A 22,915-nucleotide genomic window follows, 5' to 3' on the forward strand; every position below is an offset into this window, starting at 1 on the left:
CGTCCCGGATTCCTACACTGGGTATTGGTCCGGCGTGGCGCTGGACATGTCCATCCCCCTTACTTGCGTCCATCGCCCATGAATCCCCCTCAGAACTCCGCCGCCGGCGTCGCCGACGCCAATCCGGTCCCGCCGTCCGCCGCTTCCTCGGACCCATCCACTGCCTTCAAGGTGCTGGGCGCGATCAGCGTGGCGCACCTGATGAACGACATGATCCAGTCGATCCTGTTGGCCATCTATCCCATGCTGAAGGATTCATTCAGCCTGTCGTTCGCGCAGATCGGGCTGATCACGCTGGTCTATCAGCTCGCGGCCTCGCTGCTGCAGCCCTTCATCGGTTTCTATACGGACCGCAATCCCAAACCGTACTCGCTGCCGGTGGGCATGGGCTTCACCCTGGTGGGGCTGTTGCTGCTGTCGATGGCGCCGTCGTTCGGCTGGCTGCTGGTGGCCGCGGTGCTGGTGGGCACGGGCTCGTCGGTGTTCCACCCGGAATCCTCGCGCGTGGCGCGCATGGCCTCCGGCGGACGCCATGGCCTGGCGCAGTCGCTGTTCCAGGTGGGCGGCAACGTGGGCTCGGCGCTGGGGCCGCTGCTGGCCGCGCTCTTCATCATCCCGCACGGGCAGCGCAGCGTGGCCTGGTTTTCGCTGGCGGCGCTGTTCGGCATCGTGGTGTTGACCGGCATCGGCCGCTGGTACAGCGCCAACCGCGTCCTGCTCAAGCCGCGCGCGCGGCGCGAGGGCGCGGGCAACGGGCTGTCGCGCAACCAGGTGCTGGGCGCGCTGGCGGTGCTGGGCGTGCTGGTGTTCTCCAAGTATTTCTACCTGGCCAGCCTGAACAGCTATTTCACGTTCTACCTGATCGACAAGTTCGCGCTGTCGGTGCGCGAGGCGCAGCTCTACCTGTTCCTGTTCCTGGCCGCGGTGGCGGTAGGCACGGTGGTGGGCGGACCGGTAGGCGACCGCATCGGCCGCAAGATCGTGATCTGGGTGTCCATCCTGGGCGTGGCGCCGTTCACGCTGCTGCTGCCCTATGTGAACCTGTTCTGGACCGGCGTGCTGGTGGTGATTATCGGCATGGTACTGGCCTCGGCGTTCTCGGCCATCGTGGTCTATGCGCAGGAGCTGGTGCCGGGCAAGGTGGGGATGATCGCCGGACTGTTCTTCGGCTTTGCCTTCGGCATGGGCGGCGTGGGCGCCGCGGCGCTGGGCAAGCTGGCTGATGCCACCAGCATCGGCTATGTGTACCAGGTCTGCGCCTATCTGCCCTTGCTGGGCGTGGTGGCGATCCTGCTGCCGAACGTGGAGAAGGCGCGCCGCTGAAGGCGGGCGCCGGGCCTGGCGCCGTCAAGCCAGGAGGCTTACAGCGCCAGGCAGGGACCGCATCAGCCGGCCTGCACCGCGTTCAGGCGGGGGCGGCTGATGTCGATGCCGGTGATGTCGCCGGCCGCGCCGTGGTGGACGACGCAGGTGTGCGCGGAGCGCACCTGCATCAGCTGCGCCGGGCTGATTGCGAAGCTGGCCGCCACGCGGCGGTCGCCCACCGGCTTGATGGGCTTGCGGCGGTCCTTACCTGCGAACTTGCGGTGGTTGTAGACGGCCCAGCCCACCAGCACGCCCGCGTTGACCAGGGCCAGCAGCGCATAGCCCCACAGCGTGTGCACGGTGGGCAGGAACACCGGCCAGAGCGAGACATCGGGGCCGCCCGCGGCGGCGCGCAGGATCGCCAGGATGCCGGCGCCGAACAGATAGACGAAGGCGAACCAGCCGACGGCGGTCAGGACGAGGTCGAACAGATAGCCTGCGCGGGAACGTTGCGTGGTGATGATCATGACGTTGCGTCCGGTGATTTGATGCCCCGGTCCGGGCTGGTCCAGCGCGCGCGCCGGGCCTGCTTGCGGAGCATGACTTTGGGGAAACTGACCAGGGTGGTGAACAGGCTCACCATCCAGAAGGCCAGTGGATACCAGATGACCCAGTACAGCGAGCGGGCCAGGCCGGGCTCGTAGCGGCGGTCGATCAGGATGCTGACGACGAACTGCAGCAGGCAGACCACGGCCAGCATCATGCCGGTGAAGGCGGGCGGCATCAGGCTGGCGATCTGCATGTTGTTGGGCAGCGTGACCACCTGGCTGACGGCCCACAGCAGCACCGACACGCCGAAGGCGAAGGCCCAGGCGGTGGACAAGCAGAACTCGGCCATCAGCGGCCACAGGCGGCGGTGACGCCAGACCCAGATCGAACGCAGGTTCTTCAGGAAGACCTCGGCGCCGCCCTGGGCCCAGCGCAGCCGCTGCTTCCACAGTCCGCGCAGGGTTTCGGGCATCAGGATCCAGCACAGGCCGCGCGGCTCATAGAAGATCGACCAGTGGTCGCGCTGCAGCTTCCAGCTGATGTCGATGTCCTCGGTGATCATGTCCAGGCTCCAGTAGCCCACGCGGTCCAGCGCCGCGCGCCGGAAGGCGGCGACCACGCCGGATACGGTGAACACCTGGCCGTAGACGCGCTGGGTGCGCTTGATCAGGCCGATGATGGAAGAGAATTCGCCCACCTGGATGCGCCCGATCATGGTGGAGCGGGTGCGGATGCGCGGGTTGCCGGTGACGGCGCCCACGCGCGGGTTGTCGATCAGCGGCGCCACCAGGTAGGCGGCCGCGTCCGGGTCCAGCATGGCGTCGCCGTCGATGCAGACCAGGTACTCGCTGCGCGCAGCCATGGCGCCCATGCGCAGCGCCATGGCCTTGCCCTGGTTCTGCGCCAGGTGCACCACGCGCAGCCGCGGATGGGCGGCGGCCATGCGGTCCAGCATGTCGGCGGTGCCGTCGCTGGAGCCGTCGTTGATGGCGATGACCTCGATGTGCGGATAGTTCTGGCCCAGGGCGGCCAGCAGCGTCTCTTCGCCGTTGTCGGCCTCGTTGTAGCAGGGCACCAGGATGGACACCAGCGGATTGCCGGCCAGGACTGGCGGCTGGCTGTCCTTGCCCCATTTCCAGTGCCGCTCCCAATGCCACCAGAAGTAGATGCCGCCGGCCATCCACATGCCGGACATGAACAGGGGGTAGAAGAACACGAAGCCCAGCAGCGCTTCGCCGGTCAGCATCAGGGTGAAGCCGAAGGGCGCGCCAAGCACCGCGCAGAGAATCAGCAGGGCAATCAGTCGGTCTATCATTTGATCGGATACCAGGCTTCGGAGATGGCGGGCCGGATGCCTTGCAACCGGGGCTGGTCTTGCGAGAAATCGTCGGGGTAGTAGCCGAAGCTGCGCGAGCCGCGCAGCTGCAGCCGCTTCATCCAGCCGGCCAGCACGGCCGTGTCGACCGGCGTGGCTTCGGGGCGGCCGGGGCCGGTGCGCCAGTCGCGGGCCTGCAGCTCGAACACGGTCCTGTCCAGCGCCCCGGGGCGCTGCGCGACGGTATCGACCAGCCGGTCCAGCCAGGCGTTTTCCTGGCCGGCGGGCACGTTTTCCATCAGCGGCATCGCCATCGGCGCGGTCCAGTCGTAGGCGCCGAGGAAGTCGTCCAGGTTCTGCGCGAACCAGGTTTCGCTGCCGGGGTTCAGGATGGGTTCGGCAAAGATGTTGCGCGCCGTCTTGATTTGCGGGCCGCGCACCGCGCGCACCCGCTGCGTGAGTTCGGCGGTGAAGTCCACCAGCGCGCGGCTCTTGTAGCGGGTCCAGCGTTGCAGGGTGTCCGGATCCGCGCGCAGTTCGGCGATGCTGCCCGGCAGGCCCGCGGCCCGGTAGGCGGCCAGCGCGCCGGGGCTGGCGTCTTCGAAGTCCGACAGCAGCGCGTCGTCATGGAACAGGATGCCGTCGAAGATCGCGTAGCGGGACAGGTCCTCGTACAGATCGCCGATGCGCGCACGCACGGTCGGGTCGAACGGCGACAGGCGGCGGTACTGGTCGGGATCCGGCTCTGGCTGCGCCTGGCCTTCCTCCCAGCGCGTGACGCGGGGCAGGGCGGGATCCAGGTCGAAGGACAGCACCGGCATCCAGGCGTAGACCATCACGTTGGCGCGGTTGTGCAGCTGCCATGCGGCGCGGTTGAAGAGATCGGCGCGCATAGGCAGCCAGCGGTTGGGGAAGTAGACGGACTTCACCAGGCCGTCGCCCACGGGGTCCGAGTAGGCCTGCAGGAACACCGTGTTGATCTGCATGTCGAGGATGCGCTGCACCAGCTCACCCAGGTTGCGGTCGGTTTGCGCCGGGTCCGGGTCGTAGACGTAGTCCAGGTCCACGTGCGCCACGCGCATGAAGGGCTGGGCTTCCATGCCGACCACGCTGTTGGCGAAGGGCTTGAGCGTCGGGTCGCTGGACAGCAGCAGGCGCGGCGTGGACATCAGGCGGCCGACGCGGCCCGGGCCGTCCTCCAGCGTCAGCGCCAGCTGATAACCGTGCTCGGCGGTAATGCGCAGGGTGGAGCCGCCTTCGGCGCCATAAGGCCAGACCCAGACGCGCGGCTTCTTGCCGGTGGCGCGGCGGATCTTTTCGGTGATGGCGGCGACGTCGCCGCCCATGCGCGCGTCGAACTCCGCTTCGGTCTCGTAGCGGCGGGTCTGCGCATCGTAGGCTCGGATGGCGGCGGCGGGCTCGGTATTGCCCTGGGGATTGGCCAGCGCGCCGTAGTGCGAGGCATTGGTGTGCGCGGCAATTTCGACCAGCCCCGAGCGCGAGATCTCGCGGACCTCGTCCCAGTTCAGGAAGCGCTTGCGGTCTTCGGGGCTGCCGCCGAAGTCCACGCGCTGGTTGGCCGGCGTGTCCATCCAGACGCCGACCGGCGCCAGCAGCGCGGGCCATTGATAGGCTTTCAGGATGGGAAGCACGCGGGTGTAGAAGCTGCGGTAGCCGTCGTCAAAGGACAGCAGCACGGCGCGCTCGGGCAGCGGCTTGCCGCCCTGGCGCGCGGCCAGGATCTGATCCACGGTGACGGCCTGGTAGCCATTGGCGCGCAGCCAGGCCAGCTGTTCGACCAGACGGTCGGTGCGCACGCTGAGAAAGCCCTGGTCGGGGTCTTCGTCTTCCACGTCGTGGTAGGCCAGGGCCAGGAACTGGCCCTGCACCCAGGGCTGTTCGGCGGGGGCGAGCGGGCGCTGGTCCGGCGGCGTGTAGACCGGGATGTCCTTGGCGCAGGCGGTCAGCGCCAGGATCGCAAGCAACAGCAGGCCGGCGAGAATCAGGCGGGTATGGGTTTTAAGCATCATGGCGTTACTCGGATCCGGGTTCAGAAGCGGTACGTCAGGTCGAACACGATGCGCAGTTCGCGCTCGCGTTCGCCGTCGTACGGGCGGCTGGTGCCGGTGATCATGGCGCCCATGTCGAGGACGTCGTTGGCGCGGTATCGCTGGCCGTAGCCCAGCGCGATCACGCCGCCGGTGCCGTAGCCTTGCTGGGTGTAAGCGCCTGCGCCCAGGGTGCCGATCTGCTCCCAGGCGGTTTCGTAGCGGCGGTACAGGGTGTGCGTCAGGCGCACGCCGGGCAGCAGCATCAGGTCCGACCGCGGATTGAAATAGGGCACGTTGCTGTCGTGGCTGTTGCGCTGGGTGGACGCCTCGAACTCCAGGTCCGCCAGCAGGTGCGGCGAGGTGTAGACGCGCTCGCGCCCGGCCAGGCCCAGCGCCCAGCGGTTGTTGCCGTCGCTGAAGTGCGAAGGCGACAGCGCCAGCGTCCATTCGCGGCGCTCGTCGGCTCGCCAGCGCACGTAGGCCGACAGGCTGTTGGAATAGATGCCGCTGGTCAGCGCGCGCAGCGGCGTTTCGCGCGACATGATTTCGCCCGAGCCGCCCACCTGCCAATGGTCGTCCAGGTCGTAGGCGGCCGACAGGCGCGCGCCCGGCTTCACGCCGTGGCCATAGTCGTGGGTGGAGACTTCGCCTTCGATCGTGAGGTCGCGGCCGCGCCATTCCACGCCGGTGCGCAGCCAGCGGTAGTTGCCGCGGCCTTCCTCGAAGTCGCCGGAGGCGTAGCCGCCGCCGCCGAAGACCCGCCAGTTGTAGTCCAGCGGCGCGGAGTACAGCACGGCGTCGATGCCGAAGTCGCCGCTGCCGGTGACCGGGCTGTCGGATGCCAGGCCGCGGTAACCGTTGATGCGCAGCTCGGCCTTGTTGTGCACTTCCCATTCGCGCGCCAGGCGGCGGCTGGTCAGGTTTTCGGGCGAGCGGGCCATGGTGTCCTGCGACAGCGCTTCGGCCTGGCGCCATTCCTGCAAGTCCAGGGCGGTGAAGCCCTGGCCGTTCTCCACGCCCAGGCTGCGCGGCGCCAGGGTCTCGGCCATCTTCAATTCGACCTCCGAGGCGCGGGGGAGCGATTGGGCGCGGTAGACGGTGGCCAGGTCGCTGCGCAGTCCGGAGTTGTTGGGCGCGTTCTCGACCATCTCTTCGAGGCGCTGCCGGGCGGCGACGGTGTCGTTGGCCTGCAGGCGAGCCGACGCCAGGGTCTGGCGGCTTTCCAGGTTCAGGTCGTTGGGCATGCGGGTGGCCTGGCCCTTGTAGTACAGCCAGGGGGCGTAGCCCGATTCGACGCCTTCGGTGACGGCGCTGGTCTCGTTGAATTGTTCGCCCTCGGCCAGCGAGTAGTACAGGCCGGTCTCGGTCGCCAGGCGCTGCTCGGCATCGTCGCCGCGCAGGGCGTCGTCGGCCGCGACCTGCCGATAGATGTCGCGGGCGCGTTCGGGCTGGCGCACGTACAGGTAGGCCGATGCCACGTCGTTCAAGGCGTAACGCGGCACCGTGACGCCCTCGGCCAGCAGGGCTTCGTATTCGCGGACCAGATCGGCCATGCGCACGCGGACGTGCAGGGCGTGCAAGCGGTCGATACGGGCGCGCAGCGCGTCGGCGCGGGCGTCTTCCTGCTGCTGCCAGACGGGGATCAGTTCGTCGTAACGCGCCAAAGCCTTGTCGGCCAACACGAAACGTTCAGCTTCCGACCGCGTGGGCATGGCCGCCAGCCGCACCTGTTGGGCCAGCGCGTCGGCCTCGAAGCCGCGCATCTGGCCAGCGTCGAACAGATCCTGGTGACGGCGCGCCAACTCCAGCGCCACGTCCGCCATGCGCGCGCGCTGCAGCGCCCAGATGTACTCGCGCAACACGTAAGGGGTGCCGGGCGCGGCGGCCAGGGCCAGGTCGGCCTGGTGCAGCGCTTCATAAGGCTCGCCCTGGCGGGCGTGGACGTAGCTCAGGGCAAGGCGGGCGTCGACATCGCGGGGATGCCGCTTGAGCCAGCGCGCCGCAGCCTCGCGCGCCTCGGGGTAGCGGCCGGCATCGGCCAGGGTCATGATTTCGCCGGCGCGAAAAGCGGACTGGCCGGGATGGCGGCGCGCGCCCTCCTGGTACGCGGCCAGCGCCTCGGGCCAGCGCTGCAGGTCGCGGTAGGCGCGCGCGACGGAAAGCTGGATGTCGCCGGGCAGCGCCGCGCCTTGCGGCAATTGCTCGTAGGCGGCGACGGCTTCGGCGGGCTTGCCGGCCCATCCGGCGATGATGATGTGGTCGTAGATGGCGCGGCTGCCGCCGGCCGGACCTTGCTGGCGCAGCATCGCCAGCGCGGGCTCGTAGTCGCCGGCGCGCGCTCTGGCGATCAAGGCGTCGTAGTCGTTGCCGGGGCCGGCCAGCGCCATGGCTGGAGCCAGGATGGCGCAAGCCGCCAGCAGGCTCAGTCTCGGTCCAACGGCACCCAGGGGTGTCGATCCTCTGTTTTGCATCTGTAATACTTCCGCAGTTGCGACTCGGGGCGTTCCTGGTCCGGCCGGCCGTGGGCGTGCCTTTTTTCGGCGCGAGCCGAGGCGACGCGCAGCACAAAGGCGCCGGCGGCGGCGGGAAGGAACACTTTTTGGTTAGGACTGCGCGGCGCCCGCTGCGGGGACCTTCGCACTCGCGCTATGGGAGTGCATGGCTAGTACGCGCCACGCCCGTAGGGCGTGATTGCGGCGCTCTTGATGGCACCGTCAATGGCCCGAATTATAAGTGTGTTAACTGTCAGTCAACTGTCAATTAGTGCAAAGGGCCATGGCGAAAGTGCGGCCGTGGCGTATTCTTCGTCGCTTGCCGCGCAATCGTCTTGGCGCGGGCGGTAAAGGTTCAGGGCGAAACGGCGTGCGGCGACGGACGGGCGCCAGGTTGTGCCGGTCTGTCGCTGTACGGGTAACAAAAAGCGTCAGGGGTGGTGGGATGTAACGCCGCCTCATGAGGCATGAACCCAGTGCAACAGCAATGACGAGCGACGGCGAACGCCCGCGGGGCGCAAGCCGGCAAACACCATGACGACTTCTCTTTTCTTTCTGATGTGGGGCCTGGCCACGGCTCTGGCATTGCCGTTGCTGGCGCCATTGCGCGCCCGCGACGTGGGCGGCGTCGCCGCGTTCACGGCGGGCAACGCGCTGGCCGTGCTGTCGCTGCTGGCCTATGCGGCCTCGCCCATCCTGCCGTCCGCCGTCTATGTGATGGTCTCGAACGCCGCCTGGGTCTGCGCGGTCAGCCTGGTCTACGTCGGCGTGCGGCAGTTCTTCGGCCTGCGTCCGCTGGCGCGGCGCACGGCGGCGCTGGGCGCGCTCAGTATCGCTGCGTTCGCGCTGCTGCTGTACGTGGCGGATGACCTGCGGGCGCGCATGCTGCTGTTTTCCGCCTACACCTTCGTGGCCATGATGGCGACGGGCATGGTGTTCTTCCGCCAGCGCAAGCGGCTGCACACGCGCGGCGTGATGCTGTACATGATGCTGGCAAGCTTCGGCCTAGCCGCGCTGCATGCCCTGCGCCTGGCGGTCTACAGCGTGGGCGGACAAGAACCCTCGTCGCTGCTCGAGCCCAGTCCCTGGGGCCTGTTCTTCATTGTCTGCGGGACGGTGACCGTGCCCGGGCTGTTCCTGGCGCTGCTGCTCCTGATCCAGACCAGCCTGTCCGAACAGATGGAAGCTGCGCTGACCTTCGACGGCCTTACAGGCGCCTATTCGCGCCGCAGCATCCTGGACGAGCTGGAGCGCGAGTTGCAGCGCTGCCAGCGCGCCGGCGGCAAGCTGGCGGTGTTGGTGCTGGACATCGACCATTTCAAGTCCATCAACGACCGTTACGGCCATGCCGCGGGCGACGCGGCGCTGCGCCATTTTTCAAAGGTGGTGCAGCGGGCGGTGCGCGCCAGCGACCGCTTCGGCCGGTTGGGCGGCGAGGAATTCGTGCTGCTGATGTACGACTGCGATCCGGCCCGCGCGCTGGTGCAGGCGCAGCGCGTCTGCGACGCCCTGCGCGACACGCCCTTCCACCTGCAAGGGCGCGAAGTAAGGATGACCACCAGCGGCGGCCTGGCTTCGTATCAGTCGGGAGACGGCGCGGACGGCATCCTGGCACGAGCCGACGATGCGCTGTACCGCGCCAAGGAACATGGGCGCGACCGCGTCGAGATGGCCTGGATCGGCCGTCCCGCGGGCCGCGCGCAGGAGCGCGGCCCGACGGTGGTGGAGGAGGAGGTCAGGGCTTGAGATGTTCCGTCAGGAACTTCTCCATGGCTTCGTAGAACTCGAATTTGTTCTCGTCGTTGTGGAAGCCGTGGCCTTCGTTGTCCTTGACCATGTACTCGACCTCGACGCCGCGGGCGCGCAGCGCCTTGACCATCTGGTCGCTTTCGTCCTTGTTCACGCGCGGATCCTTGGCGCCCTGCGCCACGAACAGCGGCGTCTTGATCCTGTCCGCGTGCAGCGCGGGCGAGGTGGCGGCCAGGCGTTCGCGGTCGCGTTCGGGGTCGCCCACCATGTCCTGCATCTTGTCCAGCATGGGCTTCCAGTATGGCGGAATGGACTTCATGAACGTGAACAGGTTGGACACCCCCACGTAGTCCACCGCGGCGGCATACAGGTCGGGCGTGAACGCCACGCCGGCCAGCGTGGCGTAGCCGCCATAGCTGGCTCCGTAGATGCCGATGCGCTTGGGATCGGCGATGCCTTGCCCGATGAGCCACTGCACGCCATCGGTGATGTCGTCCTGCATCTTCAGGCCCCATTGGCCGAAGCTGGCTTCCCAGAAGGCGCGGCCATAGCCGGTCGATCCGCGGAAGTTCATCTGCAGCACGCAGAAGCCGCGGTTGGCCAGGAACTGGACTTCAGGGTTGTAGCCCCAGCCGTCGCGCGCCCACGGGCCGCCGTGAGGATTCACGATGCAAGGCAGGTTCCTGGGATCGCGGCCGGCGGGCAGCGTCAGGTAGCCGTGGACCGTCAGGCCGTCGCGGGTCTGGTAGCTGATGGGCTGCACGCGCGACATGTCCGCCTCGGGAATGGCGGGATTGATGTCGGCCAGCTTGGTCAGCGTGTCGGCAGCGGCGTCGTAGATGTAGCGCGAGCCGGGCGTGCGGTCGTTGTAGGCGGCGACGATGAACTTGTCTTCGTCGCGGTTGGATCCCTGGATGGCGAAGTCGTAGCCAGTGAGCTTGGCCGACAGTTTCTTGAAGAGCGTCTCGCTCTGCGCGTCGAAGAACTTGTATTGCGGCTTGTCGGTCTGGTAGGCGGCTACCGTCAGCACGCGGCGCTTGCGCGAGTAGCCGGCGGAATCCAGGTCGACGGTGTCGGGCGTGAAGATTTCTTCCTCGGCCTCGGGCTGGGCGGGGTCGATCACCACCAGCGACAGCTTGTCGCGCCCGCGGTTGGACAGGGCGTAGAACTTCTTGTCGTCGAAGGTGAAGAACGCCGGACTGACGCTGGTGCGGTAGTCGGTGGTGATGAGCGGACGGAATTCGGAAGATTCGTCGTCGCGGTAGAGCAGGGTGGTGTTCAGGCCGTCGCTGGCGACGGCGGCGCGCACCTTGCCGGCGTGGTCGGTCTGCCAGCCGACGATGTTGCCCGGGTTCTGCGCCACCAGCTCCGCGGCGCCCGTGTGGACGTTGACGCGGTAGACGTCGAAGACTTCCGGATTGCGCTGGTTGTGGCTGATGAGGACGTGGTCGGGATCGTCTTCCAGATCGTCCTCGATGCCGGCGCGCACGCCTTCATACGGCGTCAGGTCGGTGATCTTGCCGGTCTTGGCGTTGACGGCCAGCACGTGGAAGTTCTCATCGCCGCCGAAATCCTTCTGGTAGAGCACCACGTCGGCGCCTTTCCAGAAGAAGTTGCTGATGTCGCGCGCGGTCTCGCTGGTCAGTTGCCGCGGGTCGCCGACAGGCGTGCTGCCTTGCAGCGGCTGCACGTAGATGTTCATGCGGGCGGGATTGCCGTCCACGCTGGTGGGCTGCATGAAGCCCAATGTGCGGCCGTCGTCGGCCAGGCGGAAGAAGCCCCGTTCGGGGTTGCGGAAGAAATCCTTGAGGGGATAGACGCGCGGCGGTTGCGCGGCGCTGGCGCCCAGCGAGACGCCGATGATGCTGGCGGCCAGGACGGTGCGCTTGAGGAATGAGAACAAGGGGGACCTCCGAAGTTGCCGCGGCGGGCGCTTGAGGCCGGCCGCCGGGTGGTCCGCCGATAATGCCATAGCGGCGCGGGCGGTGTCGAACCGCCCGCGGACGCTGCCGGGCCTGCGCCGGCCTTATTGCGGCTCCAGCCCCGTGGCCTTGACGATGGCGCCGTACTTGGCCATTTCGGCGCCGATGAAGGTTTTGAATTCCTGGGGCGGCTTGTAGGAAATGGCCAGCCCCTGGCCCTGCAGTTTTTCCTTCACGTCGGCGGCCTGCAGCGCCTGGGCCGTGTCCTTGGAAATGCGTTCCACCAGGGCCGGCGGCATGCCGGCGGGGCCGAACAGGCCGAACCAGTTGGAAATGTCGAAGTCGTCCAGACCGACCTCCTTGGCCGTCGGGGTCGAAGGCAGGATGTCCTGACGCTGGGGACCGGCGATGAACAGCGGGTGCAGCTTGCCGGCGCCGATCTGGCCGATGATGGCTGGCGCCGTGGCGAAGAAGATATCGATCTGGCCGCCCACCAGATCGGCCACGGCCAGCGCCGTGCCGCGGTAGGGCACGTGGGTCAGGTTCATGCCGGAGCGCACTCGCAGCAGTTCGCCGGCCAGATGCTGCTGGCCGCCCATGCCCGGCGAACCGTACACCAGCGGCGCCTTTGCGCCTTGTTGCTTGAGATCGGCGTAGGTGGTGGCGGGCAGCTTGGGACCGCTGACCAGCACCAGCGGCGCATCCGCCACCAGGGCGATGGGCTGCAGGTCCTTCAACGGGTCGTAGCGCATCTGCTTGTAGACCAGCTTGTTGATGGAGACCTCGGGCGTGTAGGCCAGCAGCAGGGTGTAGCCGTCGGGTGTGGCGCGCGCGACCTGTTCGGCGCCTATCATGCCGCTGGCGCCGGACTTGTTCTCCACGATGACCTGCTGGCCCCAACTGGTGCTGAGCTTTGCCGCGAGGATGCGGGCGATCACGTCGGTGGCGCCGCCGGGCGTGTAGGCAACGATCAGGCGCACCGGCTTGTCGGGATAGGGCTGCGCCTGCGCATACATGGGAAGGCAGGCGGCGGCCAGCAGTCCCGCGAGTTTGATTGCGTATCGAAACATGGGGTGGCTCCTGTGCGGGGAATGAGGGTTCAACTGCGCTGGATCAACAGCACGGCCTGGCCGGGCAGATGCAGGCGCGCGTACTCGGCCCAATCGTCCCCGGTCTGCAGCGCGCGCTGGGCCGTCAGGTCGACGACGCGCTTGAACGCGCCGGCCTCGATCTGACGCTTGAGGGCCGGTCCGGGGCCGTAGGCCAGTTCATAGGTCTGCTCGCCGCAGCGGTAGCGGCACAGACGCAGACCGGCTTCGCCGTCGATGCGTTCGACCGATCCGGCGCCTGTGGCCTGGCCTGCAAAGACCGCGTTCAGCGCGGCCAGCGCCAGTCCGGCGGGGCGCGGATCGTAGCGGCGGTCGATCAGGCCGTTGCGCGGAAAGTAGCCGCGATCCACGTCCATGAAGGTGTCGAAGGAATAGCTCACCGCGTCCGTGGTCCGGGCCGCCAGGAAGGCTTCGGCCACCAGCGCGGCGATGGCGGTGTCGTCGGTGTTGGCCGCCGCCAGGCGGTCGGCCAGCTTGACGCCCACGTTCACCGTCGCGCCCCAGTCGCGCGCCTGCGCGGCCAGTTGCTGGTGCGTGGCGATCAGGTCGGCGCCCCAGTCCAGGCGTACGGTGAAACCGTCCAGGTTCTTCTGCGCGAAGTGCGGCAGCAGCGCGGATTGCGCCGCTTCGAGCTCGGACGCACGCAGGCCGGTGTTGACGAAATGGCTGTAGTGCTTGCCGTCGAAGTGGGCATCGTCCGCGCCCGTGCGGATCTTGCAATAGACAAGGCGGGCGTCGGTGCGCGCGCGCAGGCGCTGCAAGGCTGCGCCCGCCTCTTCCAGCGCCTGGGCGTTCAGGTTGATCTCGATAGCGGCGATGGCCACGCCATGCTCGCGCGCCTGTTGCAGCAGCCTGGCGTCCGGCAGCCCCAGCGAGGTCAGCACGAAGCGGTGGCCGACGTCGGACATGAGGCGCGCACGGCGCAAGGTCTTGTCGTCGCGCAGATCCTGCACGGGAATCTTGAGCGTGCGCAGCCCCATTTCCCACATGGACATCAGCGGGTAGTCGTTGCGCGCCAGCTTGCGGCCGAACTCCTGTACGCCGCCGGTGCAGGGGATTTCGACGATCTCGGCCCAGGGATGCCGCATCTCGACCGCGATGCCGTCGCAGGCGGCGGTCTTGGTATGGACGGTAGGCAGGGTGCGCGCCGCCGCCCGGCCCGGTTCGGCCTCGCCGCGCATGGCGCCGTGCGTGCGGATCAGCTTGGCGACATGCCCCTGCTCATGCACGTCGACGATGAAATAGCCGAATTTTTCCACGTCGCCGCGGCCGAATTCGTCCGCCGGCGGCACCCGGTAGAACTCGGAAAAGTCATGCCGCAGGAAGGCGGTCGACGGCAGCATGTAGACCTCCGCGACGCCGATGACGTCGTACCAGAAATTGTGGACGTGGCCGGCGAACACGCCTTCGACGCGCGGATCGGCCAGGCGCGACAGCAGCCAGCCGCGGCCGGGCTCGTCGATGTTGTCGTAGGACCCGCGTTCGTTGGCGTCATGCAGATAGGGCGGGTAATGCAGCGACACGAAGACGCGGCCGCTGGCGCCTGCCAATTGCTCGTCGATCCAGGCGCGCTGCGCGTCATCCGCCGCCAGTCCGGAGTTGAACAGCAGCGCGTTCAGGAACAGGAAGCGCACGCCGCCATGGTCCACCGCGTAATAGTCCGGCCCGAACACCTGGCGGTACTTGTCCAGGTAGTCGTCGCAGACGATGTCGGCGGGCATCCAGTCGATGCGCTTGTCGCCGACGTCGTGGTTGCCGGGCACCAGGTGCAGCGGCATGTCGATCTGGCCGGCGATGGCCTTGAAGCGGTCGGCCGCCACCTCGAACGAAGGCATGCTGGGCACCGGGTGGACGATGTCTCCCAGGTGGATGGTGAAGGCGGGCGCGGGGTCCAGGCTGGCGATGTCGGCGAAGACGTGCCGCGCCCGGGCATTGGCGCGGGCATTGGTGGCGAAGGGCGACGCGCAGGTGTCTTCGGATTCATTGACGTGGGTGTCGGCCACCACGGCAAAGCTGAACAGGCGGGCGCCCAGCGGCTGGCGGGAAAAGCGGGAATTCGTCATCAACTACCCTTTCAATTTCAATAAATGGAATTCAAGTGTTTATAGTGAACGGAATGTTTGTATTTCGGCAGGCGATATACTGTCAATGCTCCGAATCCCTAGGCCGCCATGCACTCGAAAACGCCGCTCAACTACGAACTCGAATCCCGCGCCTCGCTGGAAGCGCACCCGCGCTTTGCCTCCACGCTTTCCAACGGGCTCGACGTGCTCAAGTGCTTTTCGGCGGCCGAGCCGCAGCTGGGCAACAAGGAAATCGCCGAAATGCTCGGCCTGACGCGCCCGACGGTGTCCAGGCTGACGTTCACGCTGGTGGGGCTGGGCTATCTGCGGCGCGACGAACGCACCGGCAAATATTCGCTGGGTCCGGCGGTGCTGACGCTGGGCTATCCCTTGCTGGTGCACCTGACGCTGCGGCAGCTGGCGGCGCACGACATGATCGAACTGGCGCGCTATGCCAAGGGGCCGGTGTCCATGGCCATCCGCGACCGCCTGCAGGTGGTCTACGTGGAAACGGTGCACGACGGCGCGTCCAATGCCTCGCGCCCGGACATCGGGTCGGCCCGCCCCTTGCTGCGCACCGCCACCGGGCGCGCGCTGCTGTATGCGCAGACGCCGGACGAGCGTGAGCTCATCTGCGCCCGGCTGGCCGAGGAGTTCCCGGAGGACTGGGAACGCTTCGGCCCATCGCTGCAACCCGCGTTCGATGCCATCGCCGAGCACGGCTTCTGCGTGGTCAGCAAGGACTGGCGGGCCGAGCTGTGCGGCATCGCCACGCCGATGCGCTATCGCTCCAATGACTTGCCGCTGGCCTTCAACGTGACGATCCCGGCTGACAACCTGGACGAAAAGCACGTGTACGAGACCCTGGGGCCGCGCCTGCGGACCCTGGTGAAGAACCTGGAGTACCGCATCGGGATCATGTGAACGCGGCTGCGCTTATCGCGCGCAGCCGATATGCGGGATAATCGCGGGCACTGATCTGGAGATACACATGTACTGGAAACTGGTCGCGGCTTCGGCGCTGGCCCTGGGCCTGGCGGGCTGCTCGATGGGCATTTCGCCCGGCACGTCGCCGCACAGCGAATTCAAGGCCCCGGTGGCCTTCAAGGACGCCTACGACGCGGCGATCCGGCAGGCCAATGCGTGCCTGCGCAGCACCGACAACGCCTATCGCGTGGTGGACACCATGAACGAAAGCGCGCAGTCCGGCGTGGTGCAGGTGCTGGCGCCCTATAGCGACAATGAGATGACGCGGGTCGAATTGAAGGCGGCCGGCCCCAAGACCACCGATGTGCGCATCGCGGTGTGGGGCAAGGGCACCTGGGACGCGGCCGCCATGCGCGCGATGCAGGACGCCGTCTATTACAGCCTGGTGTCGTGCAGCAGCTATATGCCGCTGGATCCGCGCCCGCCGGTCAAGCCTTCGCGCGACCTGCCCAACTGATGCGCGGGCGCTGGCGGCTTGCCGCCGCCGGCGCGCTCAGTCCCCGCCCGGGCGGCGGCGGATGATCTTGAAGGTGGCGGTGGCGCGCGCCACCAGCTCGCCGTCGGCGCGCCGGACCTCGCCTTCGCAGAAGGCGATCGACGCCCCTTTGCGCAGGCAGCGCGCCTCGATCACCAGGTCGCCCGTGCCGGGCGACAGGAACGAGGTGTTCATGTCGATGGTGGCCATGCCTTCCGTGCCGTCGGCCGAGCCGCGGGCGGCGGCGCTGAGCGTGAAGTCCAGCACGCTCATCAGCGTGCCTCCATGCACGTCGCCGCGGCTGTTGGTCAGGTCGGCGCGCCAGGGCAGCGAGGTACGGGCATAGGCCGGCGCGATGCTCTCGGGCACCAGGCCGATGAAATGCATGAAGGGGATGGTCAGGCCGAAGTAGTCGGTTTGAGGCGTGGAGGCTGCAGTCATGGACCGTTGCGGGCAGGAATGGAAAGTCGGTTGTCGGCGGTCATAATATATGTTTTGCCACGGGGTTTCAGGCGATGAACGGCTCATGGGGGCATCACCACCATGATTGAATTACGGAAGATCGTGCACGTGGACATGGACGCGTTCTATGCCTCCGTGGAACAGCGCGACAACCCCGAACTGCGCGGCAAGCCCGTGGTCGTGGCCTGGACCGGACCGCGCTCGGTGGTGTGCGCCGCGTCCTACGAGGCGCGGCGGTTCGGCATCCATTCGGCCATGTCCGCCGCCCGCGCGGAGCGCCTGTGTCCCCATGCGATCTACGTGCCGCCGGATTTCAACCGCTACCGCGAGGTCTCGCGCCAGGTCAGGCAGATCTTTGCCCGCCATACCGACATGATCGAACCCTTGTCGCTGGACGAGGCCTACCTCGACGTTACCGTCAACAAGCTGGGTCTGCCCTCGGCCACCGAGGTCGCGCAAGTCATCCGGCAGCAGATCCGCGAGGAAACCGGGCTGACGGCCTCGGCGGGAGTCGCGCCCAATAAATTCCTGGCCAAGATCGCGTCCGACTGGAACAAGCCGGACGGCCTGTTCGTGGTCCGGCCCGCCAAGGTGCTGGCCTTTCTGGAGCCCTTGCCGGTGCGCAAAGTGCCGGGCGTGGGCAAGGTGACGCAGGCGCGCCTGGAGCAACTGGGCATCCATACCGTGGGAGACCTGGCCACGCACAGCGCCCAGGAGCTGGAGCATTACTTCGGCCGCTATGGCCGGCGCCTGTACGAATTGGCGCGCGGCATCGACGAGCGCGAGGTGCAGACGGATCAGCCTTTGCAGCAGGTATCGTCGGAGACGACGTTCTCGCAGGATATCCGCCTGGACGCGGTGGGCGAGGCCATCGACCGCATGGCGGAACGGGTGTGGGACCAGGCGTTGAAGAAGGGCGCCCTGGGCCGTACCGTGGTGCTCAAGTTGAAGACGGACCGTTTCCGCATCCTGACGCGCAGCCAGACCAGCCTGAACCCGCCCGGATCGGCGGTGGAGCTGGCCGCCGTCGCCAGGCTGCTGTGCGAGCGCGTGGACTTGCCGCCGGAAACGCTGTACCGGCTGGCGGGGGTGGGGATGAGCAATTTCGCCGACCCGCAGGAGCAGTCGCGCCAGCCCGATCTGTTCGGGGGCGCGTTCTGAGCCGAGCGGGGCGGCTGGCTACCGTGTCTGGCTGGAAGCCGAACGGCAGCCAGGCATGTGCGGACTCAGGCCAGGCGGGCCTTCACTTGCTGTGACAGCGCCGTCATGTCGGCGCGGCCGGCCAGGGCCTGCTTCAGCAGCGCCATGACCTTGCCCATGGCGGGCGCGCCGGTCACGCCCTGCGCGGCCACTTCCGCCAGCGCGGCGTCGATGGCGGCCGAGACTTCCTCGGGCGTGGCGGCTTGCGGCAGGAATTCCTGCAGCACCAGCAGTTCGGCCTTTTCCTGTTCGGCGGTTTCGGTGCGGCCGGCCTGTTCGAACGCGGCGATGGACTCGCGGCGCTGTTTGACCTGCTTTTCGATGATGGCCGTGATCTCGGCGTCGTTCAGGTCGCGGCGTTCGTCCACTTCCTTCTGCTTGACGGCAGCCAGCAGGAAGCGCAGCGTGGTCAGGCGTTCGGCGGCCTTGGCGCGCATCGCGTCCTTGACGGCATCGGAGAGGCGGGTCTTGAGCGTAGCAGTGCTCATGGGTAAACCTTTGTGGTGTTGCGACAAACAAGCAGTTTAAACCGGCGGCCGGCGATTTCCGGCGGCGGGCGATTTCCCGCGGGCGCCGGTTCACCTTGCTTACTTTACCTTGGCCAGGTCGCCACGCAGGGCGACGCCGGCCACCATCGCGCCGGCATGGCATTCGTAGTCGGTCTTGCTGCTGTATTCGTTCTTGCGGTAGTAGCTGATGATATTGGTCACCGCGTTCGCACCGGCCTTCTTGGCCGCTTCGTGCAGGGCGATGATGGCGGATTGGGCCACCCACAGGCAGGCGTCCTCGTCCTTCTTGGCGAAGGCGTTGGTCTTGCGGTTGGTGACGACGCCGGATTCCAGCACCGTGCCCTTGGGGCCGGTGCCGGCAAGGTAGAACTTGACGCTGCCGTCGATCTTGCCGGCGGCCTGGGCGGCTTCGACTGCGGCCTGCATGGGCAGATGGACGGTACGATCCGCAGCCAGGGCTTGCGCCGAGCATGCCAGCGACAAAAGCAGGGCGGCGGACAGCTTGTAAGAAACGTTCATGACAGGCATTCCATTCTTGAGAGGGAAAAACGCGGATATTGCGAACTTCAGCGCCAGCGGCGGAAGATCAACGAGGTGTTGATGCCGCCAAAGGCGAAGTTGTTGTTCATGACATATTCGTTGCTCATGTTGCGGCCCTCGGTCAGGTAGTCGAGTTCGCCGCAGCGCGGGTCGACGTTGCGCAGATTGAGCGTGGGCGCATACCAGTCGCGGTTGAGCATTTCAATGCTGAACCACGACTCCAGCACGCCGCAGGCGCCCAGGGTGTGGCCCAGGTAGCTCTTTTGCGAGCTGATGGGCATGCGGCTGCCGAACAGGCCGTGCGTGGCCTGCGTTTCGGCGATGTCGCCCTGTTCCGTGGCGGTGCCGTGGCCGTTGACGTAGCCGATGGCTTGCGGCGGCAGGCCCGCGTCGGCCAGCGCCATTTCCATGGCGATGCGCATGGTGCCGGCCTCGGGGCGGGTGATGTGCGTGCCGTCCGAATTGCTGCCGAAGCCGACGATTTCCGCGTGGATGCGCGCGCCGCGCGCCAGTGCGTGGTCCAGCGATTCCAGCACCAGCATGCCGCCGCCTTCGCCGATCACCAGGCCGTCGCGGTCGCGGTCGTAGGGGCGCGGCGTGAGTTCGGGCGTGTCGTTTTTCTGGCTGGTCGCGTAGAGCGCGTCGAACACCAGGGCTTCGCTGGCGCAGAGCTCTTCCGCGCCGCCTGCCAGCATCAGCTCCTGGCGGCCGTAGCGGATGGCTTCGTAGGCGTAGCCTATGCCCTGGCTGCCCGAGGTGCAGGCGCTGGAGGTCGGGATGATGCGGCCCTTCAGCTCGAAGAAGATGCCGACGTTGGCCGCGGTGGTGTGGGGCATCATGCGGACGTAGGAATTGGCGTTGAGATCATCCGTGACGCCATTGAGCAGCATGTTGCCGAAGGCGCGGATTTCCGCCGTGCTGCCCACCGAGGAGCCGCAGGCCACGCCCATGCGACCGTCGGCGATGCATGGGTCGCCCAGCAGCGCCGCGTCGTCCAGCGCCAGTTCCGCGGCGCGCACCGCCAGCTGGGAAACCCGTCCCATGCTGCGCAACTGCTTGCGGGTCCAGTGCGCGGGCGTCTGGAAGCCTTCGATGGGGCCGGCCAGGCGGGTGTTCAGTTCGGCGTAGCGCGACCAGTCGGGCATGACGCGGATCGCGCTGCGCCCCGCCTGGAACGCCTGCTGCACGCTGGACCAGTCGTTGCCGAGCGCGCTGATGCCGCCCATGCCGGTGATGACGACGCGTTTCATCAGCACAGCCCTCCGTTGACGGCGATGACCTGGCGCGTGATGTAGGCGGCGCCGGGAGACATCAGGAATACGACGGCGGCGGCCACTTCCTCGGGCCGCCCCATGCGTTGCGCGGGCACGGCCTTCAGGATTTCCTCGACCGGCACGTGCTCGTCGATCATGTCGGTGTCGATCAGGCCCGGCGCCACGCAGTTGACGGTGATCTGGCGCTTGGCCAGTTCCACGGCCAGAGCTTTCGCGGCGCCGATGAGGCCGGCCTTGGAGGCGCTGTAGTTCACCTGGCCGCGGTTGCCGATCAGGCCGGACACGGACGCCATGCAGACCACGCGGCCAGGCGCGCGGCGGCGGATCATGGGCATGGCGAGCGGACTGAGCACGTTGTAGAAGCCGTCGAGGTTGGTGCGCAGCACCTGGTCCCAATCGTCGCCTGTCAAAGCGGGAAACGCGCCGTCGCGGGTCAGGCCGGCGTTGAGGACCACGCCGTAATAGGCGCCGTGCGCGTCGATGTCGGCCTGCAGGGCGGCGGCGCATTGCTGGCGGTCCGCCACATCGAATTGCAGCACGCGCGCCTGGCGTCCGCGCGCCTGGACTTCGGCCTGCACGGCTTGCGCCTGGTCGAGCCGCTGGCGGCAGTGCAGCACCAGGTCGTGGCCGGCGTCGGCCAGGGCCAGCGCGATGGCGCGGCCGATGCCGCGGCTCGAGCCGGTTACGAGTATCGGGGCGGTGCTCATTCGGGTGATTCTTCCTGGATAAAAGCGGCGGGGTCCTTGGGCTGATAGACGTTCAGCCTGGCCTTGGCCAGCAGGCGCGCGTCGTCGCGCAGTTCGCATTCGAAGACGCTCATGCCGCTGGCGTCGATCAGCCCGCGGCGCGCATGTATGGTCAGGCGGGCGCCGGCGGGCAGCGCGTCCGCGTGGCTTTCGTAGCGCCGGGTGCCGAGCAGAAAGCCCAGTTTGACGGGTTCGCCGGCCTGGCGCGCCTGGCAGCCGGCCCAGGCGCCCACGGCCTGCGCCATCAGCTCCATGCCCAGCCATGGCGGCAATGAGCCGTCGGGCAGCGAGTAGGGGCCGGGCCTGACCACGGCTCGCGCGGTCAGGCTGTCGGCGTCGTGGCTGCAGACCTCGTCGATCAGGATCATGTCGCCGGCGTGCGGCAGCAGGCTGGATACCGGCCAGGTCGTCATGCTTGGGCTCCCAGGATCAGGCTGGCGTTGTTGCCGCCGAAGGCGAAGGAATTGCTCATGGCCAGGCGCGGCCGGCCTTGCGCGTAGCGGTGCTGCGCGGTGCTGAAATCCAGCGCCGGCAGGGTTGGATCGGGCTGCCCGTCCCAGACGTGGGGCATCAGCCGTCCTTCGGCATTGCCGGCCGACAGCGTGGCCCAGGCCAGCGCCGCTTCCAGCGCGCCTGCCGCGCCCAGCGCGTGGCCGGTAAGCGCCTTGGTCGAGGCGCAGGGCACGCCCTGCGGAAAGACGGCGTGCATGGCCTGGCTTTCCATGGCGTCGTTGTGGAGGGTGCCGGTGCCGTGCAGATTGACCCAGCCTATGCTGGCCGCGTCCACGCCGGCGGAATGCAGCGCGGCCTGCATGGCTGCCCGCGCGCCGGCGCCGCTGGGTTCGGGCGCGGACATGTGCCAGGCGTCGGAGCTGGCGCCGCCGCCCAGCAGCGCCACGGAGCGCTCCCCTGCGGGCTCGCGTTCCATCAGGAACAGCACGCCGGCTTCGCCGATGTTGATGCCGCGGCGGTTAGCAGAGAAGGGCAGGCACAGCATGTCGTCGATGGCTTCCAGCGTGGCGAAGCCGTTGATGGTCAGGCGGCACAGGGTGTCCGCGCCGCCGCAGACCACGGCGTCGCACAGGCCCGAGGCGAGCAGGCGGCGCGCGGACAGCAGGGCGCGGGCGCTGGAGGTGCAGGCCGTGGACAGCGTGTAGGCGGGGCCGGTGGCGCCCAGCCAGTCCGCGAAAAAGGCGGCGGGGGACGACAGCGCCTGGCGGCGGTAGTCGTAGCCGTCCGGCCATGCGCCCTGCGCCGCCAGTTGGCGGAAGGCCGGCGCATTGTCGTTGACGCCGGAAGTGCTGGTGCCCAGCACGACGGCGACGCGGCTGGCGCCATGGCGGGCCACGGCGGCGCGCAGTTGCGGTTCGATCTGCAAAGCGGCGGCCAGCAGCAATTGGTTGTTGCGGCTGTGGTGATGGGCGGGCAGCGTGTCGGGGATGGGCGGCAGCGCGTCCGCATGGCCGCCCAGCGTCAGCGTGCGGCCATGGACCCAATCCGGCTGCGGGCCCATGCCCGAGGTGTCGCCGGCGAAGGCGGCGCGGGCTACCGCGTCGATGCCGGCGCCCAGCGCGCACACCACGCCGGGCGTACCCAACCAGGTGTTCATGGCTGCTCCTTCAAGGGCGAGATCCGCCAGGTGACCTGGTCGGCAGTGGTGATGATGAACGTGCCGGTCTGCGCGGCCTGCGGCCAGCGCACGCTCCAGCGCGAACCGCCGCGGTCCAGCAGTTCGCGTTGCGCCGCGCCATCGTCCTCGCGGCTGGCGCGCCAGTTGCCGGCGCCGTAGGCCGCATCCAGTTCCGCTTCGGGCGTCCACGCAAACATCAGGGCGGCGAACAGATCGCGCGCCCCGGCATTGGGCCGCAGGAAGCCGTCGTTGCGCCATTGGCCGCGTTCCAGCATCTGGCGCGCCTGCGGCACGCCCATGGGATCGAACAGGGACCAGCGCAAGGCGGCGCCTTCGCGCTGCACCACCAGCAGCGTGTCCAGCGGCGGCTGGCCGGCGACGGCCTGCACCACATGCAGCTGCCGCGGCAGCGTGAAGTCCGCGTTGCGCGCCGGCAATGGCGGCGCGCCCGCGCAGCCTGCCAGCAGGGCAAGCGCCAGCAGCGCGCCCAGGGTGCGCGCGGCGGACAGGAAGGAGGAGCGGGTGGCGGCCATGGTC

At 68.0% G+C, this 22,915-nt stretch carries 20 protein-coding genes; 5 read left to right on the plus strand and 15 right to left on the minus strand.

Translation table 11 applies throughout. The features are described from left to right. Window positions 1-78: 78 nt before the first annotated feature. Window positions 79-1,323, plus strand: coding sequence for an MFS transporter (locus tag IB268_RS27085; RefSeq protein WP_054458204.1), 1,245 nt, complete (start codon window positions 79-81; stop codon window positions 1,321-1,323). Window positions 1,324-1,385: 62 nt separating this feature from the next. Here IB268_RS27085 and pgaD read toward each other — a convergent pair whose 3' ends face one another. The 4 genes from pgaD to pgaA are packed head-to-tail and all read right to left on the minus strand — an operon-like array spanning window position 1,386 to window position 7,691. Then, the gene (gene pgaD / locus IB268_RS27090) at window positions 1,386-1,832 is read right to left on the minus strand and encodes a poly-beta-1,6-N-acetyl-D-glucosamine biosynthesis protein PgaD (protein WP_192355099.1); all 447 of its coding nucleotides are present in this window, start codon (window positions 1,830-1,832) and stop codon (window positions 1,386-1,388) included. After that, on the minus strand, window positions 1,829-3,169 hold the full coding sequence (gene pgaC / locus IB268_RS27095; RefSeq protein WP_118934541.1) for a poly-beta-1,6-N-acetyl-D-glucosamine synthase: 1,341 nt from the start codon (window positions 3,167-3,169) through the stop codon (window positions 1,829-1,831). The genes pgaD and pgaC overlap by 4 nt, the downstream gene beginning before the upstream one ends. Further along, entirely contained in the window at window positions 3,166-5,199 is a 2,034-nt protein-coding gene (pgaB, locus tag IB268_RS27100) for a poly-beta-1,6-N-acetyl-D-glucosamine N-deacetylase PgaB (RefSeq protein ID WP_192355100.1), read from the minus strand. The genes pgaC and pgaB overlap by 4 nt, the downstream gene beginning before the upstream one ends. Before the next feature lie 20 nt (window positions 5,200-5,219). Beyond that, the gene (gene pgaA / locus IB268_RS27105; RefSeq protein WP_054458200.1) at window positions 5,220-7,691 is read right to left on the minus strand and encodes a poly-beta-1,6 N-acetyl-D-glucosamine export porin PgaA; all 2,472 of its coding nucleotides are present in this window, start codon (window positions 7,689-7,691) and stop codon (window positions 5,220-5,222) included. A 555-nt stretch (window positions 7,692-8,246) separates the two neighbouring features. On the opposite strand from pgaA, the gene IB268_RS27110 reads away from it, so the two are divergent. Beyond that, window positions 8,247-9,458, plus strand: a complete 1,212-nt coding sequence (locus tag IB268_RS27110) for a GGDEF domain-containing protein (RefSeq protein WP_192355101.1) — start codon at window positions 8,247-8,249, stop codon at window positions 9,456-9,458. Here the strand turns inward: IB268_RS27110 and IB268_RS27115 are convergent. The 3 genes from IB268_RS27115 to IB268_RS27125 all read right to left on the minus strand — a co-directional run bounded on the left by IB268_RS27115 (window position 9,448) and on the right by IB268_RS27125 (window position 14,555). After that, complete coding sequence (locus IB268_RS27115; RefSeq protein WP_054458198.1) at window positions 9,448-11,364, minus strand: S9 family peptidase; 1,917 nt, start codon at window positions 11,362-11,364, stop codon at window positions 9,448-9,450. The genes IB268_RS27110 and IB268_RS27115 overlap by 11 nt on opposite strands. 123 nt (window positions 11,365-11,487) lie before the next feature. Then, entirely contained in the window at window positions 11,488-12,453 is a 966-nt protein-coding gene (locus tag IB268_RS27120) for a tripartite tricarboxylate transporter substrate binding protein (RefSeq protein WP_054458197.1), read from the minus strand. A gap of 29 nt (window positions 12,454-12,482) precedes the next feature. Continuing rightward, complete coding sequence (locus IB268_RS27125) at window positions 12,483-14,555, minus strand: metallophosphoesterase (protein ID WP_192355102.1); 2,073 nt, start codon at window positions 14,553-14,555, stop codon at window positions 12,483-12,485. Between the two features lie 108 nt (window positions 14,556-14,663). Between IB268_RS27125 and IB268_RS27130 the strand changes: the two genes are divergently transcribed. Together IB268_RS27130 and IB268_RS27135 are read left to right on the plus strand one after the other, a co-directional pair. After that, the gene (locus IB268_RS27130; protein WP_054458195.1) at window positions 14,664-15,479 is read left to right on the plus strand and encodes an IclR family transcriptional regulator; all 816 of its coding nucleotides are present in this window, start codon (window positions 14,664-14,666) and stop codon (window positions 15,477-15,479) included. A gap of 67 nt (window positions 15,480-15,546) precedes the next feature. Then, window positions 15,547-15,999, plus strand: a complete 453-nt coding sequence (locus IB268_RS27135) for a BPTD_2524 family lipoprotein (RefSeq protein ID WP_054458194.1) — start codon at window positions 15,547-15,549, stop codon at window positions 15,997-15,999. Window positions 16,000-16,035: 36 nt separating this feature from the next. On the opposite strand, the gene IB268_RS27140 is transcribed toward IB268_RS27135, so the two are convergent. Continuing rightward, entirely contained in the window at window positions 16,036-16,458 is a 423-nt protein-coding gene (locus tag IB268_RS27140; RefSeq protein WP_054458193.1) for a PaaI family thioesterase, read from the minus strand. Between the two features lie 102 nt (window positions 16,459-16,560). Between IB268_RS27140 and dinB the strand changes: the two genes are divergently transcribed. Next, window positions 16,561-17,640, plus strand: coding sequence for a DNA polymerase IV (gene dinB, locus IB268_RS27145; protein WP_119451652.1), 1,080 nt, complete (start codon window positions 16,561-16,563; stop codon window positions 17,638-17,640). A gap of 65 nt (window positions 17,641-17,705) precedes the next feature. Here the strand turns inward: dinB and IB268_RS27150 are convergent, their stop codons facing one another. From IB268_RS27150 to IB268_RS27180, 7 genes are all read right to left on the minus strand, one after another. Next, window positions 17,706-18,167, minus strand: coding sequence for a GatB/YqeY domain-containing protein (locus tag IB268_RS27150; protein ID WP_054458191.1), 462 nt, complete (start codon window positions 18,165-18,167; stop codon window positions 17,706-17,708). A gap of 99 nt (window positions 18,168-18,266) precedes the next feature. Then, entirely contained in the window at window positions 18,267-18,707 is a 441-nt protein-coding gene (locus IB268_RS27155) for an excinuclease (protein ID WP_119451653.1), read from the minus strand. A gap of 47 nt (window positions 18,708-18,754) precedes the next feature. Then, a complete protein-coding gene (locus IB268_RS27160; RefSeq protein ID WP_054458189.1) occupies window positions 18,755-19,978 on the minus strand; it encodes a beta-ketoacyl-ACP synthase in 1,224 nt (407 codons plus the stop codon). Beyond that, the gene (gene fabG / locus IB268_RS27165) at window positions 19,978-20,709 is read right to left on the minus strand and encodes a 3-oxoacyl-ACP reductase FabG (protein WP_119451654.1); all 732 of its coding nucleotides are present in this window, start codon (window positions 20,707-20,709) and stop codon (window positions 19,978-19,980) included. The genes IB268_RS27160 and fabG overlap by 1 nt, the downstream gene beginning before the upstream one ends. Then, entirely contained in the window at window positions 20,706-21,161 is a 456-nt protein-coding gene (locus tag IB268_RS27170) for a hotdog family protein (RefSeq protein ID WP_192355103.1), read from the minus strand. The genes fabG and IB268_RS27170 overlap by 4 nt, the downstream gene beginning before the upstream one ends. After that, on the minus strand, window positions 21,158-22,357 hold the full coding sequence (locus IB268_RS27175; protein WP_192355104.1) for a beta-ketoacyl-ACP synthase: 1,200 nt from the start codon (window positions 22,355-22,357) through the stop codon (window positions 21,158-21,160). The genes IB268_RS27170 and IB268_RS27175 overlap by 4 nt, the downstream gene beginning before the upstream one ends. After that, a complete protein-coding gene (locus IB268_RS27180; protein WP_192355105.1) occupies window positions 22,354-22,911 on the minus strand; it encodes a hypothetical protein in 558 nt (185 codons plus the stop codon). The genes IB268_RS27175 and IB268_RS27180 overlap by 4 nt, the downstream gene beginning before the upstream one ends. Window positions 22,912-22,915 lie beyond the last annotated feature (4 nt).

It is taken from the genome of Achromobacter sp. ACM01 (assembly GCF_014851745.1).
Lineage (GTDB): Bacteria > Pseudomonadota > Gammaproteobacteria > Burkholderiales > Burkholderiaceae_B > Achromobacter > Achromobacter aegrifaciens.